Origin of the sequence: Aerococcus urinae, assembly GCF_001543175.1 — a bacterium.
GTDB classification, from domain to species: Bacteria; Bacillota; Bacilli; order Lactobacillales; family Aerococcaceae; genus Aerococcus; species Aerococcus urinae.
In genome coordinates this window covers 1,080,669-1,097,692 of sequence record NZ_CP014161.1, presented here as the reverse complement: position 1 = coordinate 1,097,692, position 17,024 = coordinate 1,080,669, and the positions used below count along the sequence as shown (strand labels likewise).

The window sequence follows — 17,024 nt, the reverse complement described above, 5'->3', positions numbered from 1 at the left end:
CATCATGAAATTTGCTGTGATTCAATTTCCTGGATCCAATTGCGATATGGATATGTTGACTGCTATCCGTGATGTCTTGGGCCAAGAAGCTGACTATGTTCCTGCGAGTGCGACTTCCTTAGCTGGCTATGATGCCATTATGTTACCGGGCGGCTTTTCCTTCGGGGACTACTTACGGACGGGTGCTATTGCGCGTTTTACTCCAATTATGGATGAAGTGAAACGCTTGGCTCAAAGCGGTAAATTAGTCTTGGGAACCTGCAACGGCTTTCAAATTCTCTGCGAAAGTGGTCTTTTACCAGGGTCTTTTCTCCCTAATCGGGATCTAGCCTTCATCTGTAAAAAACAAGGTCTCGTGGTGGAAAACAACCAAAGTCCCTTTTCCAGTCTCTACCAAGAAGGAGAGGAAATTACTTTACCCATTGCCCATGGGGAAGGCAATTATTACTGTGATGAGGCAACCCTAGCTGACTTAAAGGCTAACGGGCAAATTATCTTCACCTATGCCGGAAAAAATCCCAATGGTTCAACAGGAAATATCGCTGGAATCACCAATAAGGCAGGAAATGTGATTGGCTTAATGCCTCATCCTGAGCGGGCGGTTGAAGAAATCATTGCCGGTCAAGATGGGCTTAAGGTCTTCCAGTCCATGGTTAAGTATTTTGAAACAGCGGGAAAGAGAGCGTGAAGAGAGTGAGCCAAGAACTAAGTCCTCAAACAATTAAAGAAACAAAAATTTACCGGGAATGGAGCATGACGGATAAGGAATATGACATGGTTGTCGATATCCTGGGACGCTTACCCAATTACACTGAAACTGGACTATTTGCTGTCATGTGGAGTGAGCACTGTTCCTATAAAAATACCAAACCTGTTCTAAGGAAGTTCCCTTCCCAAGGCCCACAAGTCTTACAGGGACCAGGAGAGGGCGCCGGGATTATCGATATTGGTGATGGTCAGGCGGTAGTTTTTAAAGCAGAAAGCCATAACCACCCCTCAGCTGTGGAACCCTATGAAGGGGCTGCGACTGGTGTAGGAGGGATTATCCGTGACATCTTCTCCATGGGAGCCCGTCCCATTGCCTTACTGGATTCCTTGCGCTTTGGTCCACTTAGCCATCAGCGGACCAAATATCTCTTCCGTGAAATTATCAAGGGTATCGCTGGTTATGGAAACTGTATTGGGATTCCAACGGTTGGTGGGGAAATTGCTTTTGATGATTGCTACCAAGGGAACCCTCTAGTTAACGTCATGTGTGTGGGCCTAATGGACCAAAAGGATATCCAAAAAGGTCAAGCAGCCGGAGTTGGTAATACTATTATCTATGTTGGCGCAAAAACCGGACGGGATGGTATTCATGGGGCGACCTTTGCCTCAGCAGAATTTAATGATGAAGAAGAAAGTCAACGTTCTGCAGTCCAAGTAGGTGACCCCTTTATGGAGAAACTCTTATTGGAAGCCTGCCTAGAGCTTATCCAAAACTGCCCAGACGAATTGGTAGGGATCCAAGACATGGGAGCTGCTGGTTTAGTCTCTTCATCCTCGGAAATGGCCTCCAAAGCCGGGACCGGATTAGTGCTAGATCTCGACCAAGTGCCTCAAAGAGAAACTGGCATGACGCCTTATGAAATGATGCTATCAGAATCGCAAGAACGCATGCTTCTCTGTGTTAAAGCCGGACAAGAAGGAAAAATTAAAGCCATTTTTGACAAATATCAACTCGAAGCTGTGGTGATTGGTCGGGTGACTGATGACGAACGTTATCGGCTCTTCCATAAGGGCGAACTCGTGGCAGATGTCCCCGTTAACGCCTTGGCTGAGGATGCTCCTGAATATGAACATGCCGTGGTTGAACCTGCCTATTATCAAGAACAAGCTCAAGATCAATACCAAGCCCAAGAACAGGATGCCGGTCGGATCTTACAAGGGCTACTCCAACAAGCGACTATTGCTTCAAAGGCAAAAGTCTACCAAACCTATGATTCTATGGTAAGAACCTCGACCGTAATTGGTCCGGGTTCTGATGCAGCGGTTGTCCGCATTCGTGGTACTCAAAAAGCTTTGGCCATGACTACTGACTGTAATGCCCGTTATTTGCGTTTAAACCCTGAACGAGGTGGTCAACTGGCTGTGGCAGAAGCAGCTCGTAATATTGTTGCCAGTGGAGGACAACCCTTAGCTATTACCGATTGCTTAAATTTCGGAAATCCTGATGACCCTAATATTTTCTATGAAATTGCCACCGCGGCTGATGGGATTTCTGAGGCCTGTCGCCAACTGAATACACCAGTCATCTCAGGTAACGTCTCCTTAAATAATGAAAGTAACGGTCAGTCCATTTATCCGACTCCTGTTATTGGCATGGTTGGTCTGATCAAGGATTTAAGTCATGTTACCAGCCAGGACTTCAAGCATGCTGGCGACCTTATTTACCTGCTGGGAGAGATTCGCCCTGATTTTAATGGGTCTGAATTGCAAGTGATGGAAACCGGGCAAGTTTCTGGTGCCCTACTAGACTTTGACTTGGCCCAAGAAAAGGCTAACCAAGAAGCGGTTCTCGAAGCCATTCAAGCAGGCTATATCACATCAGCTCATGATATTAGTGAAGGTGGTTTAGGTGTGGCTCTCGCTGAATCCTGTTTCGGGCAAAATCTGGGGATCAAGGCTAAATGGAATAGAGCGGCCATTGATTTATTTGCTGAAAGTCCTTCTTGCTTTGTTCTATCAGTCAAGCCTGAAAAGCAAGCTGACTTTGAAGCTTCCTGCCAGACTAAGTTGACCTTATTGGGGCAGGTAACGGATGAAGATCAATTTTATTTTGAAACCCAGGACCAAAGCCTTGACCTAAGTGTGAGTGAATTGAAGGAATTATGGGAAGGAGCCTTAGCGTGTCAGTTAGAAGAACAAGCCCATTCATAAAAGACCCCGATTATGTGACGACCTATATTGACCAGGAAAGCTATGACCTTCCCCATGAAGAGTGTGGACTAATTGGGATTTGGAACCATCCTGATGCTGCTCGGCTTAGCTTTTATGGCTTGATGGCTCTCCAACACCGGGGCCAAGAAGGTGCCGGAATCACTAGTCTCAAAGACACAGGCCGGATGCATGAATTTCGTGGATTAGGTTTAGTTAGCGAGGTCTTTTCAAATCCAAACCAATTTCATGACCTAGATGGGCGGGCTGCCTTAGGTCATGTGCGCTATGCGACGGCAGGCGACCATTCCTTGAATAATATTCAACCCTTCCTTTTCCACTTTTCGGATCGTGACCTGGCCCTAGCCCATAACGGTAATCTCGTCAATGGTCAATCTTTAAAGGAAGAATTAGAAAAACAAGGAGCTATTTTTCGCTCGACTTCAGATAGTGAAGTGCTTATGCACTTAATTCGACGGAGCAAGGCGACTAATTTTAAAGACCAACTTAAAGAGGCCCTAGGTCAGATAAAGGGTGGCTTTACTTATATTTTGTTAACCAATAAGGGACTGGTAGGAGCTTGCGATCCCAATGGCTTTCGACCGTTAGTAGTGGGTCAGTTAGACAATGGAGCCTATGTGATGGCTTCAGAATCTTGCGCTTTAGACCAAATTGGAGCCAAAACTCTATTTGACGTTGAAGCCGGACAAGTGGTTTATATCACGGATGAAGGCATTGAGCGAGAATTCTACACCGAAAACCGCCAGCAAGCGATTTGTTCCATGGAATATATTTACTTCGCTCGCCCCGATTCTAATATCCAACATGTCAATGTCCATACCGCCCGTAAACGCTGTGGCGAAATCTTAGCCCAGGAAAGTCCCGCTGAGGGGGCTGATATGGTGGTGGGAGTCCCTAATTCCTCCTTATCAGCAGCAATGGGCTATGCCGAGGCTGCTGGCTTAGCCAATGAAATGGGTCTGGTAAAAAACCAGTATGTTGGTCGAACCTTTATCCAACCCAGTCAGGCGGAAAGAGAGCAGGGCGTCCGGATGAAGTTGTCAGCTGTCCGTAAGGTTGTGTCTGGTAAGAGTGTAGTTATGATTGACGATTCCATTGTCCGGGGAACGACTTCTAAACGGATTGTGGCCCTCTTACGTGAAGCGGGAGCCCGTGAGGTTCATGTTCGTATTGCCTGTCCACCTTTGAAATATCCTTGTTTTTACGGCATTGATATTTCTAATACTAGAGAATTAATTGCTGCACAAAATTCAGTTGAAGAAATTTGCCAATTGATTGGGGCTGATTCTCTGGCCTTTCTCAGTCAAGAAGGTCTGATTAAAGGCATCGATTTACAAGCCCCTGGCAAGTATCAAGGTTTATGTATGGCTTATTTCAATGGCGATTACCCGACTGAATTATATGACTATGAAAAAGAATACTTAGAGTCTTTACAGGAAGAGGAGGTTAACCATGACTAATGCCTATCAAAATGCCGGAGTGGATGTGAAAGCCGGTTACCAAGCGGTGGAACGAATAAAAAAACAAGTCGCTAAAACTTGGCGACCCGAAGTAATGGGAGCGATTGGCAGTTTTGCTGGAGCCTTTTCTTTAGCCAACTTTGACTATGAAGAGCCTTGTTTATTAGCTGGCACGGATGGTGTCGGGACAAAATTAATGTTAGCCATCCAATCTCAACGCTATGACACTATTGGAATTGATTGTGTGGCTATGTGTGTGAATGATATTCTCGCTCAAGGAGCTCAGCCCTTGTTTTTCTTAGACTATATCGCGGTGGGCAAGAACCATCCCGCCGTTATTGAGCAGATCGTCAAAGGAGTAGCTGAAGGCTGCCAGCAAGCCGGCGCTGCCTTGATCGGTGGGGAAACTGCAGAAATGCCCGGCATGTATGATAGCAAGGATTTTGACCTGGCTGGCTTTGCGGTCGGTATTGCTGAGAAGAAAAAACTCATCACTCCTCAAAAGGTTAAAGAAGGGGATATTCTCCTGGGCCTAGCCTCATCTGGCTTACATTCTAATGGCTATTCTTTAGTGCGAAAAGTCTTTTTTAAGGATAATGATTTTTCCTTAGATAGCCATTTAGAAGAACTGGGTCCCGACCGTAGTCTAATTGATGAATTACTTATTCCTACTAGGATCTATGTGAAGACTTTGCAAGGCTTAATTGATCGTTCGCTGATCCATGGCATGGCCCATATCACTGGTGGAGGATTTATTGAAAACATTCCTCGCATTCTACCAGAAGGCTATAAAGCGCAAATTCAATTAGGAACTTGGCCAGTCTTGCCAATTTTTAAGGCTTTAGAAAAGTATGGTCAGCTCGATTCGATGGAAATGCTGAATATTTTTAATATGGGGATTGGCATGGTCCTAGCCATCGATTCGGCTTATATAGATGAAGTTGAGGCTATCTTACATGACCAAGGGGAGTCAACTTACCGGATTGGTCAGGTTAAAAAAGCTAGTGATGTAAAAGAAAAAATTATATTTGAGGGGACATTATGATGCGATGTGCAATATTTGCTTCAGGACAGGGCAGTAATTTTCAAGCTTTAGTGGAAGCCTTTCAGGGCCTAAAATCTGAAATTGAGATTGCCTTTCTCTTTTGTGACCAAGCTGGAGCTTATGTTTTAAAACGAGCTCAAAATTTACACATTTCCGCCTTTCAATTTAGTCCAACTGATTTTTCCAGTCGCCAAGACTATGAAGAAGCCCTAGTCGATCTCTGTCAGAGGCATCACTTGGATTACATTTTATTGGCAGGTTATATGCGGCTGATCCACCAGCCATTACTCCAGGCTTATCCTAACCGGATTATTAATATTCATCCCTCCCTCTTGCCTAATTTTCCCGGCCGTCATGGGATTAGGGATGCTTATGATTCCGGGGTGGCTAAAACTGGGGTAACGGTCCACATTATCGATGAAAATATCGACCAAGGAAAAATTCTCGCCCAAGAAGCTGTAAGAATTGATCCAGCATGGCAGTTGGAGGACTTGGAGACAGCCATTCATACAATTGAACATCAATTATATCCTCAAGTAATTTTAGAATTAGTCAGAAAGGAAATGAATCATGGCAAGAGCATTAATTAGTGTATCTAATAAGGAAGGTTTAGTAGAACTCGCCCAAGCCTTTAAGGAGGCTGGGATAGAAATCATTTCAACCGGGGGGAGTAAAAAGCACCTAGAAGCAGCTGGTATTGAAGTCATTCCTGTTGAAGAAGTCACTGGCTTTAAGGAAATGTTAGATGGGCGAGTAAAAACCTTACATCCTAATATCCATGCTGGCATCCTCTTCCAAAGAGACGATGCTGACCATGTAAAAACCATGGCCGATAACCACTTACAAGCCATTGATTATGTGGTGGTGAACTTCTATCCCTTTAAAGAAACCATTAGTCAGAGCCAGGTTTCATTAGCTGAAGCGGTGGAAAATATTGATATTGGTGGTCCTTCCATGGTGCGTGCCGGAGCCAAAAACTACCAGGACGTCACCGTCCTTACTGATCCTAAGGACTATGCCACTGTCATCGATTCCCTTAAAGAAAAACAGGCGACGACTCTTGAAGACCGCCAACGTCTAGCAGCTAAAGCTTTCCGTTTGACAGCAGCCTATGATGCATTAATTGCCAAGTATCTCACCGACCGTTTTGAAGAGGAAAAACCTGAACGATTAACCTTAACCTATGAATTAAAAGAAGCCTTACGTTACGGGGAAAATAGCCAACAAGAAGCTGAATTTTATCAAGCGCCTTTAGCTGATGACTATAGCATTAGCCAAGCTAAACAATTAAATGGTAAAGCTTTATCCTATAACAATATCAAAGACGCCAATGCGGCCCTAGCGCTGATTGCTGAATTTGACCAACCCTGTGCGGTAGCCCTCAAACATATGAATCCTTGTGGGGTGGGTATTGGTGAATCGATTGAAGAAGCCTTTGAACGCTGCTACCAAGCTGATTCCATGTCCATTTATGGGGGGATTGTAGCGGTTAATCAAGAAGTTTCTAAAGAGTTGGCAGAAAAACTGCATAAAATTTTCCTAGAAATCGTGATTGCACCAGCCTTTAGTGAAGAGGCTTTAGCAGTGCTCAAGACCAAGAAGAACTTACGCCTATTAGAAGTGAAGGGCTTTGATCATAAGCTCTCTCCTGCTAAGGAATATGTTTCCGTAATGGGTGGTCTCTTAGTCCAAGACCAAGATATCCCTGCTTATGAAAATCACGAACACTGGCAAAAAATGGGCCAATATGATGTCGATCCCAAAGATTTGCCTGCTTTAGAATTAGCTTGGAAAGTGGTTAAACACGTTAAATCCAATGCTATTGTGGTCGCCAATGGCCATCAAACGCTAGGTATTGGGGCAGGGCAAATGAACCGGGTTGGCTCAGCCCAATTAGCCATCGATGAAGCCTTGGCTAATACCTTTGATGTCGACCGTGATCGTTTAGTTTTAGCTAGCGATGCCTACCTACCAATGGCTGATACCGCAGAATTAGCGGCCCAACATGGCATTAAAGCCATTGTTCAACCTGGTGGCTCTATCCATGACGATGATTCCATTGCTGTGGTTGACCAAGCCAAAATTCCTATGTTAAAAACTGGCATGCGGCATTTTAGACACTAATTTCAGGAGGAAAATTATGAAAATATTGGTCATTGGTTCTGGTGGACGGGAACATTCCTTAGCCCTTAAATTTAAGCAAGATGCAAAGGTTTCTGAAGTCTACTGCGCTCCTGGGAATCCTCTGATGGCTAAGGATGGCATTCACTGCCTAGACATTAGCATGGATGATTTTCCAACTTTAATTGACTTTGCTCAAAAAAATAATATCTCCTGGACCTTTGTAGGCCCTGAAATTCCTTTATTTAATGGCATTGTGGATGCCTTCCAAGCGGCTGGATTACAAATCTTTGGGCCTAGTCAATTGGCTAGTCGCTTAGAGTCATCCAAGCACTTTGCCAAAGAAGTGATGCAGGCTCAAGATGTACCAACCGCTGCTTATGTAGCCTATAATAATTTGGTCCAAGCCCAAGCAGCAGTAAAATCAGCGGACTTTCCCCTGGTGATTAAAGCAGATGGCCCTGCGGCAGGCAAAGGGGTTAAAATTGTTCAAGACTTGGCTAGCGCTCTAGACTTCTTAGAAGAAATCTTTAGTGACCATTGTTATGGCAGTCAAAATGAGGTAGTTATTGAAGAGTATCTTGAGGGAGTGGAATTTTCCTGTTTCTCCTTAATTGGAAAAGGGCAAGTCCTCCACTTACCTTTGGCCCAAGACCATAAACGGGCCTATGACCATGACCTAGGTCCTAACACGGGAGGGATGGGGGCTTATAGTCCAGTTCCTTTTGTCAGTCAATCAGTTTTTAATGAAGTGGTTAACCGAATTGTTGAACCGGTCTTAAAAGAGATGGCTGCCAGAGATTGTCCTTATTATGGGGTCTTGTATACGGGCTTAATTTTAACCCAAGAGGGGCCCAAGGTGATTGAGTTTAACACCCGCTTTGGGGACCCAGAAACTCAAGTGGTCTTGCCACTTTTAGGGGATAATTTTGCTGGGGTCATTGATGATTTGTTACATGGAAGACCAAGTCAGCTCACTGTGGAAGCAGACCAGGTGAGTCTGGGCGTTGTTCTTGCCGCTGAAGGTTACCCAGGGACTTATCAAAAGGATATGGTGCTAGATAAATTGATTACTAAGCTTCCTGATGGATTACAAATCTATGGGGCTGGGGTTGAACTTCGAGAAGGGCACTATGAAGCTATGGGTGGAAGAATTTTAATGTTGGTTGCTAAAGGGTCATCCTATGAAATTTGCCGTGATCAAGTTTATCAATTTTTAGGCCAACACCCGATAGCAGGGACTTTTTACCGCAAAGATATTGGCCATTGGGTATTAGATAAGAGAGAGGGAGTCGGATAATACATGCTAGGACGTTATACATTACCGGAAATGGGGGCTATTTGGTCCTTAGAGAACCATTATCAGGCTTGGTTGGAAGTTGAAATTTTAGCCGTTGAAGCTTGGAGTGAATTAGGTGTGATTCCTCAAGTAGATGCCCAAGCCATTCGCCAAAATGCTCGCTTCGATGTGGAACGCATCAGCGAAATTGAATCTCAAACCCGCCATGATGTGGTTGCTTTTACCCGCTGCCTGTCTGAATCCCTAGGTCCCGAAAAGAAATGGGTGCATTATGGGCTTACCTCGACTGATGTTGTCGACACTGCCCAAGCCTATCAATTAAAACAAGCTAATCGTTTAATTAAAAAAGACTTAGACCAGCTTTTAGAAATTCTAAAAGAAAAAGCTTTAACTTATAAGGACACTGTATGTATGGGGAGAACCCATGGGGTCCATGCCGAACCAACGACATTTGGTCTAAAAATGGCGCGTTATTATGCTGAAATTAAGCGAAATATCGAACGCTTTAACCACGCAGCTAGAGGTGTTGAAGCGGGTAAAATTTCTGGTGCTGTGGGCACCTATGCCAATGTCCCTACTGACATTGAAGCTTATGTCTGTGACCATTTAGGCATTCGTCAGCAAGATATTTCTACCCAAGTTTTACCACGTGACCTTCACGCAGAATACATCGCTAGCTTGGCTTTGATTGCAACCAGTGTTGAAAATATGGCCACTGAAATTCGTCACCTACAAAGATCAGAAGTCCATGAAGTAGAAGAGTCCTTTGCCAAAGGGCAAAAGGGATCGAGTGCTATGCCCCATAAGCGTAATCCCATTTCTAGTGAAAATGTTACTGGTTTAGCTCGAGTTTGTCGTGGCCATGTGGTGACTGCTTATGAAAATGTCTCCCTCTGGCATGAACGTGATATTTCTCATTCTAGTGCCGAGCGTATTATCCTAGCTGATACGACCATTCTAATAGACTATATTTTAAATCGCTTCAGCAAGGTTTTGAAAAATCTGAAAGTCTTTCCAGAGAAAATGCTGGCTAATATGCAAGCAACTCATGGCTTAATTTATAGCCAACGCTTATTATTAAAGCTAGTCGATGCTGGTCTGTCACGGGAAGCAGCTTATGATCTCGTCCAACCCTTAACCGCTAAGTCCTGGGACCAAGGTCAAGATTTTAGGAGTTTAGTAGAGGATTGTCCAGAAATTACTGACCGCCTGAATTCAGAAGCTATCGATGATGCTTTTGACTATCATTACCATTTACGCCGAGTCGATGAAATCTATAAGAGACTGGGTTTGATTTCTGCTGAGTAGAGGCGGACTCGTTAAATCGATTAAAATAAGAAAATATATACATAAGAAGAGTCTGGTACAAAAGACTTAGTTACTTTTAAAAACGCGAACTATCTATTCAAAATGTATTCCAAAAGTCAGCCCTGACGTCCACTTCACGAACTATGTGCGATAGGCTCTCGCCTATCTTCCATAGTTTGTTCCAGTTGCTATAGCTGTTCGAAGCGCAAGCGAGTTACAGATATAGTATGCGAAGCGGTTCAGGGCTTTTTTGACTTTTGTCACACTCGCTTTATTACAATATTTGCTTTGCATAGTCATATAATTTAAGGGCTATACCTAAGCGCATGTTTTCTAATTTACTGTCATACTTACGATAATTATCCAGCGATTGTGTGGCAATACCAGTGGCCTTACATATTTGATAGCTAGTAATATCGCTTTTTAGCAGTTTTTCTATTTTGTTAATGTCTATAATCATTATCAACTCTTCTTTCTATCAAATTTAAAGCAGACAAGTAGAAAACAGAATATAAATAAAATAAATTTATTCTCTCCTACTTACTCTGTTTTTTAAAACAGACTTGCTTTTTAGACTAGGCTAATGCTATACTAATGGAGTTGACTCCTTAGTCACAAGCCGAAATAGCTCAGTCGGTAGAGCAGTGCATTCGTAATGCAAAGGTCGTAGGTTCGATTCCTATTTTCGGCATTTTAAGAAAATCAGAGAATATTAAAGAAAGTCAAAACGCTGATATATCAGCGTTTTTAATTTTGGAAATATTAAGAAAACAATAGAATCTGAAATAATTTTGCACTCTAAAGGGGTCCAAAAGTGAGAGTGCAAATTTAAGTTTAACATTTTTATAAATAAAACAGCTAGATTATTTTGTATGATGGGGAAATTAAAGCACCACGTCAGGTGCTTTTTTATTATTTAGTTTGGACCATTTGTTGACTTTACACAGATTTTTACAGCTTAATGAATATAGAAGATAACCCTCTACTTTTTTAGCCGTATCTTATTATAGAAAGAAATTATTGTATTTATCATTCGTTAAAGGAAGGGCTTACATGGTATAATGGAATTAGCAATAAGTTATAAGATACTTCAAACGGCAAATAAAAGAAAAAGCAGGTGTATAGTATGAAATGGGAGGATTTACGTCGCAGTCGGAACGTCGAAGATCGCAGGGGACAGTCGACTGGTCCCAGACGGTCGAGTGGTGGCTTAGGAAACTTACTGAGTCTCTTATTCTTAACCCGAGGCGCCCCGCGTTGGCTGATTATCTTGATTTTGGCCTTTACTATTTTTGGCGGTGGCTCCCTCCTAGGGGGCGGGTTGGGTAATAGTGGCAGCTCCACCGGTTCAGAGCCTCAAACAGAAGAAGTTAGTCAGGATGGAAGTCAGCAGGCAAGTGATCAAGAAAAAGAATTCATGTCTGCGGTTTTAGGTAGTACTGAAGATTTTTGGCAGCAAAAATTTGCTGATTATGGTAAAGACTATGAACCAGCGCGTTTGGTACTCTATACTGACCATGTCCAAACTGGGGGCTGTGGTTTTGGTAGCGCTCAGGCTGGACCGTTTTATTGTTCAGGAGATAAAACCGTTTATATCGATTTGTCTTTCTATCGGGAATTAAAGAATCGTTACCATGCTCCAGGCGATTTTGCTATGGCTTACGTTTTGGCCCATGAAGTTGGCCATCACATTCAAACCGAGTTAGGAACCATGGCAAAGTATCAATCTACCATACGTCAGGCCAGTGAAGAGGAGAAGAATGCTTTATCTGTTCGTTTAGAACTTCAAGCAGATTATTACGCTGGTGTTTGGGCCCATTATGCTGAAGACCAAGGCCTACTCGAAGCGGGAGATATCGATGAGGCTATGCAAGCGGCCAATGCGGTGGGGGATGATACCCTACAAAAAGAAGCTTACGGTCGGGTAGTTCCCGATAGTTTCACCCACGGGTCAGCGGCCCAAAGGCAAGCCTGGTTCCAAAGAGGTTATCAATACGGAGACTTAGAACATGGAGATACATTTAATACACGATTAGATATCGAAAAATAATAGAGAGTGACAAGCGCGTCAGAAGGCAAGACCGCTGGAGCGAAAAGTCGAAAGAATTCACGCAGAGAATACTTCGACAGGTCGTGGTGTGGTTGCTTGTCTTGCGCTTGGAATAAGTATAAAAAAGGCAGGGCTCAAAACCCTGCCTTTCAATTGACTTAAAACTACTTAAATTACATAAATAACATTTTATCGGATCCGTAGGTACGTCCTAAAGCTTGCATTGCTAAGACGTTAATTGGATGCCATGGGCCATCAAATTCTGGTTGGAAGAAGAAGTCTTGGGCTTCAAGTTCTTCTAAAGTCATCTTATGATCAATGACAACTGACATAATGTTACCTAATTCGCCAACACTGCCTTTTGACATGAATTGGGCACCAAGCACAACATGAGATTCTTTGTCAAAGTTGATTTGCATGTAGACGGTGTTATTGTCCTCATTTAATTCAGTAAAGAAGGTTGGGCGTAAGCGGGCGGTGACATATTTACTGTCCACTTCACCATCATACCAGTCAGCATTGGAATCTTTGATCCCTGAAGTAGAGAATTCATAGTCGAATAAGTGTAGACCAGAAGTCCCTGATACTGGACGGATGGTTGCTTCTTCACCTAAAGCATTTTTAGCTGCGACAATACCTTGGCGACGAGCGGTAGAAGCTAAAGCATAGGAAACTTTCTTACCTGTTGGGCTAAATGGTACTAGGGTAGCATCCCCAGCAGCGTAAACATCTTTTACTGAAGTTTCATGTTTTTCATTGACTTCAATAAAGCCTTTTTGGTCCATATCAACTAAACCTTCTAACCATTTGGTATTAGGTTTGATACCGATAGAAACAATCACGGTGTCAGCTTCATATGTATTCTTGTCAGTAACGACTGCACTGACTTTACCATCCTTAGTTTCGAAGGATTGAACCCCTTCACCACCATGGAAAGTTAAACCGTGAGATTCAGCATTCTTGGTTAAGATATCAGTAAATTCTTCATCTAAGTAGGTGGGTAAGATGCGGTCTTGGAAGTCAATGACTGTGGTGTCAATTCCTGCTAGGGCGTAAGCTTCAGCCGCTTCAATCCCAATGTAACCACCACCGACAACAACGACTTTCTTAGCGTCTTTCATACGGTCATGAACTTTTTGTGCCCAGTCACGACCACGGAGATAAAAGACATTTTCAGCATCAACGCCGTCAACAGGTAGAGGGGTTGGGATGGCACCAGGGGAGAGGATTAACTTGTCATAGTCATCTGTCCGTTCACCTTCTGGGGTTTTAACGGTAACCGTCTTAGCGTCGCCATCAAAGGAAACGACTTCGGTATTGACCATAATATTTATGCCTTGTTCCTTATATGAAGCCTCATTAGCGTAATGTAAGTCATCTAATGATTCAGATTCGCCTTCTAAGTAGGATTGAATCCCACAGGATAAGAAGGAAGCGGTTGAACCTGCTTCATATAAATTAATTTCTGCATCTGGTTGCGCTTCAAGAATCGTTTGAGCGGCTTCATAACCAGCATGCGATGTACCAACAATAGCGTATTTCATTGATATACCTCCATTTTTTATCAGCAATTAATAGCTGATTAACTTTTTAAGTAAAATAAACTCACTCTGACGTAAAATTTTACCTACAAGTTCAGTCTATACCTAATTAGTCCATGGACTAAATGAAATGCTCATGATTCAGTTAAAAACCCAAAGTCTGCCATCATTGGGGCTAAAATGATACAAAAAATGTATTTAATTGATAAATTATGAGAGTGTGACAAAAGTCAAAAGAGCCCTGAACCACTGGAGCGAACTATGGTAGATAGTTGCAAAACTATCGCACATAGTTCGTGAAGTGGACGTCTGGGCTGACTTTTGGAGCACGTTTTGAATAGATAGTTCGTGTTTGTTCAAAAGTCAAAGAAAAAACGAGGCTTGTGATTGTTTAAAATCATAGCCTCGTTTTTATTAGTCACTTGTAAAAGTCAGATTATTGTTTTTTATTTTCTTCCCAGTTCTCTGCTAGTCCAGTGGAACGTAGAATGAATTTCACAATTTCTACGTAAACAATAATGGAGAGGGAAGCGAGAATAACTACGGTCCACATCATTGGTGCATTAGGGTCACCGACCAAATGCACGGTTCCAAAGGCGTCATTTAAACCTGGAACAAAGACGGTAATGAGTAGAAGGGCAGCAGATGCAACTGTCGCAATGTTTAACCACTTATTAGCAAATGGGTTGCTTTGGAATAGTGATTTGTGAACGGAACGACTGTTGTAGGCATGGGCTAATTGGATGAATGAAAGGGTTAAGAATGCCATGGCTTCTGCATCGGGTAAGTCAAAGCCCAGACGATATTTAGCTAGCCAGAAGACAAAGAGGGTAATTCCACCTTCGTAAATCCCTTGGTAGATAATGGCTGGTAAAACCCCACCGGACAAGAGATTAGTCTTACGTCCTCTTGGTTTATGTTCCATCACGTCAGCTTCTGGGCCTTCAAGACCTAGAGCAATGGCTGGGAAAGTATCGGTCACTAAGTTAATCCATAAGATGTGGATAGGTTCTAGAATTTGCCAGCCTAGGATAGTAGCGATGAAGAGTGTCATCACTTCTCCTAAGTTCGCTGATAGGAGGAATTGAACCGCTTTTTGAATATTAGCAAAGACCTTACGTCCTTCCTCAACAGCGGTAACAATGGTCGCAAAGTTGTCGTCAGCAAGGACCATGTCCGAAGCCCCTTTAGACACTTCAGTTCCTGTGATCCCCATACCAATACCGATATCGGCTTGTTTTAAGGAAGGCGCATCGTTAACCCCATCACCGGTCATGGCAACGACTTTATTATGGGTTTTTGATTGCCAGGCTTTAACAATTCGTACCTTATGTTCAGGAGCTACCCGGGCGTAAACAGAGAATTGTTCGACCATATCGGCTAACTCTTCATCTGAGATCGTATCTAAGTAAGCTCCGGTAGTTACAGCACTTTCATCATTGCTGTCGTCAATAATTCCTAAACGTTCAGCAATGGCTGCTGCAGTAATTTGGTGGTCACCAGTAATCATCACGGTCCGGATACCTGCGTCTTTAGCAGTAGCTATAGAAGCTTTGGCTTCTGGACGTTCAGGGTCAATTTCTCCCACCATACCAGCATAAACCAAGCCACGTTCATGCTCTTCACTGGTATATTCATCAGCTTCTTGGTCTAAGAACTTAAAGGCCATCGCTAAAACCCGAAGTGCTTGACGAGCCATACTGTCGTTGGCGTCTAAGAGTTTTTGACGGTAGTCTTCCGTCATTTCTTTAATTTCACCATTGTCATAGTAATAATCACAGTTAGCAATCAAGACATCAGGAGCCCCTTTAGTCATCACTGTAAATTGACCTCTATCTTGGTGGTCAGGGGCAGTTGGATGGACGGTGGTTGACATTTTCCGTTCTGAGTCGAATGGAATTTCACCCACCCGGGGTTGTTCATTTAATAAGGCTTTGACGTCAAAATCCTTGTCAAGGGCAAATTGAATCATAGCGGTTTCGGTTGGGTCACCAGAAAGATCGCCATTGTTGGTTAGGGTAGAGTCATTATCCATGACCATAACCTTAAAGACCGGTTCCTTGAAATCAATTTGGTCAGAAGCATCATGGAGCTCACCATTATAGAATACCTTTTCGATGGTCATCTTGTTTTGGGTTAGGGTACCGGTTTTATCGGAACAGATAACTTCGGTTCCCCCTAAGGTTTCCACTGCTGGAAGCTTTCTCACTAGGGCATTGCGGTCAGCCATTTTTTGGGTACCTAAGGCTAAAATAATGGTTGAAATCGCTGGTAAGCCTTCAGGTAGGGCAGCAACAGCAATGGAGATTGAGACCAGTAGCATTTCAACCCAGTCATAAGTTTCCATGAAGAGGCCAATTACGAAAATTAAGACAGCGATAATGACAATGGCCCAAGTTAAGAACTTGGTTAGGTCATTCATATCTTCTTTAAGTGGGGTTAATTTTTCGTCGGATTCTTCAATCATGGTTGCAATATGGCCCACTTCGGTATCCATAGCAGTCGCAACCACGATCCCTTGACCACGGCCATAAGTCACATTCGTTGATGAGAAGGCCATGTTCAATCGGTCACCTAAAGCGGCGTCTTCCGGAACGGTTTCTAGGGATTTAGTTACCGGTACCGATTCACCGGTTAGGGCAGCTTCTTCAATTTGTAAGGAATTGACTTCAGTTAAGCGCAGGTCTGCAGGAACGACATCGCCAGCTTCTAAGACGACAATATCACCGACAACGATTTCGCGTGAGTCAATCTTGATCGAGTCGCCATCACGAATCACATGGGCTTGGGGGGATGACATATCCTTTAAGGAAGCAATTGCGTCTTCCGCCTTGTTTTCTTGGATAACTCCCAAGACGGCATTAATTAATACCACTGCTAAAATAATAACAGCGTCCACCATGCCCTCAACACCTTCAAGCACAACAGATAGAGCTGCTGCAATTAAAAGGATAATAATCATGGCATCTTTGAATTGATCAAAGAATTTTTGTAGGGTGGTCCGATTTTCACCTTCTTGAATCTCATTAGGACCATTTTTTTCTAAGCGGGCTTTAGCTTCTGATGAGCTTAGCCCACTTTGCCGTGAGGTTTGCAGAGTATTTTCTACTTGGTCAACTTCTTGAACAAAGAAATTACTCTTATCACGAGTTTCTACCATTAAATTCACTCCTCCAATATAAATATTTATCATAGTAGTAAAAAAGACTTATACTACATTTCTGTAGCATAAGTCTCACCATTTAAGATAGCACCAGCAGGA

The 17,024-nt window shown here is 43.2% G+C and carries 12 protein-coding genes and 1 tRNA gene; 10 read left to right on the top strand and 3 right to left on the bottom strand.

Translation table 11 applies throughout. From position 1 onward, the window contains the following. Positions 1-4: 4 nt before the first annotated feature. The 8 genes from purQ (at position 5) to purB (ending at position 10,171) form a co-directional block, all read left to right on the top strand. Positions 5-688, top strand: coding sequence for a phosphoribosylformylglycinamidine synthase subunit PurQ (purQ, locus tag AWM73_RS05075; RefSeq protein ID WP_060778364.1), 684 nt, complete (start codon positions 5-7; stop codon positions 686-688). A 65-nt stretch (positions 689-753) separates the two neighbouring features. After that, entirely contained in the window at positions 754-2,919 is a 2,166-nt protein-coding gene (gene purL, locus AWM73_RS05070) for a phosphoribosylformylglycinamidine synthase subunit PurL (protein WP_230080678.1), read from the top strand. 14 nt (positions 2,920-2,933) lie between these two features. Beyond that, positions 2,934-4,397, top strand: a complete 1,464-nt coding sequence (gene purF, locus AWM73_RS05065; protein WP_082702906.1) for an amidophosphoribosyltransferase — start codon at positions 2,934-2,936, stop codon at positions 4,395-4,397. Then, positions 4,390-5,442, top strand: coding sequence for a phosphoribosylformylglycinamidine cyclo-ligase (purM, locus tag AWM73_RS05060; RefSeq protein ID WP_060778362.1), 1,053 nt, complete (start codon positions 4,390-4,392; stop codon positions 5,440-5,442). The genes purF and purM overlap by 8 nt, the downstream gene beginning before the upstream one ends. Then, positions 5,439-6,032, top strand: coding sequence for a phosphoribosylglycinamide formyltransferase (purN, locus tag AWM73_RS05055; protein ID WP_306460346.1), 594 nt, complete (start codon positions 5,439-5,441; stop codon positions 6,030-6,032). The genes purM and purN overlap by 4 nt, the downstream gene beginning before the upstream one ends. Next, positions 6,013-7,566 carry a bifunctional phosphoribosylaminoimidazolecarboxamide formyltransferase/IMP cyclohydrolase gene (purH, locus tag AWM73_RS05050; RefSeq protein ID WP_060778360.1) on the top strand — a complete coding sequence of 518 codons (1,554 nt, stop codon included), beginning with the start codon at positions 6,013-6,015 and terminating at the stop codon, positions 7,564-7,566. Before purN ends, purH begins: the two co-directional genes overlap by 20 nt. A 16-nt stretch (positions 7,567-7,582) precedes the next feature. Next, a complete protein-coding gene (gene purD, locus AWM73_RS05045; RefSeq protein ID WP_060778359.1) occupies positions 7,583-8,863 on the top strand; it encodes a phosphoribosylamine--glycine ligase in 1,281 nt (426 codons plus the stop codon). A gap of 3 nt (positions 8,864-8,866) precedes the next feature. Beyond that, positions 8,867-10,171, top strand: coding sequence for an adenylosuccinate lyase (gene purB / locus AWM73_RS05040; protein WP_060778358.1), 1,305 nt, complete (start codon positions 8,867-8,869; stop codon positions 10,169-10,171). Positions 10,172-10,445: 274 nt separating this feature from the next. Here purB and AWM73_RS05035 read toward each other — a convergent pair whose 3' ends face one another. Beyond that, positions 10,446-10,631 carry a hypothetical protein gene (locus AWM73_RS05035; protein ID WP_060778357.1) on the bottom strand — a complete coding sequence of 62 codons (186 nt, stop codon included), beginning with the start codon at positions 10,629-10,631 and terminating at the stop codon, positions 10,446-10,448. 158 nt (positions 10,632-10,789) lie between these two features. Here AWM73_RS05035 and AWM73_RS05030 point away from each other — a divergent pair. Both AWM73_RS05030 and ypfJ read left to right on the top strand, forming a co-directional pair. Beyond that, positions 10,790-10,862 (top strand) — tRNA-Thr (locus tag AWM73_RS05030). Positions 10,863-11,297: 435 nt separating this feature from the next. Next, complete coding sequence (gene ypfJ / locus AWM73_RS05025; protein ID WP_060778356.1) at positions 11,298-12,221, top strand: KPN_02809 family neutral zinc metallopeptidase; 924 nt, start codon at positions 11,298-11,300, stop codon at positions 12,219-12,221. Between the two features lie 173 nt (positions 12,222-12,394). On the opposite strand, the gene AWM73_RS05020 is transcribed toward ypfJ, so the two are convergent. Both AWM73_RS05020 and AWM73_RS05015 read right to left on the bottom strand, forming a co-directional pair. After that, entirely contained in the window at positions 12,395-13,765 is a 1,371-nt protein-coding gene (locus tag AWM73_RS05020) for an FAD-dependent oxidoreductase (RefSeq protein ID WP_060778355.1), read from the bottom strand. Positions 13,766-14,198: 433 nt separating this feature from the next. Continuing rightward, entirely contained in the window at positions 14,199-16,922 is a 2,724-nt protein-coding gene (locus tag AWM73_RS05015) for a cation-translocating P-type ATPase (protein ID WP_060778354.1), read from the bottom strand. Positions 16,923-17,024 lie beyond the last annotated feature (102 nt).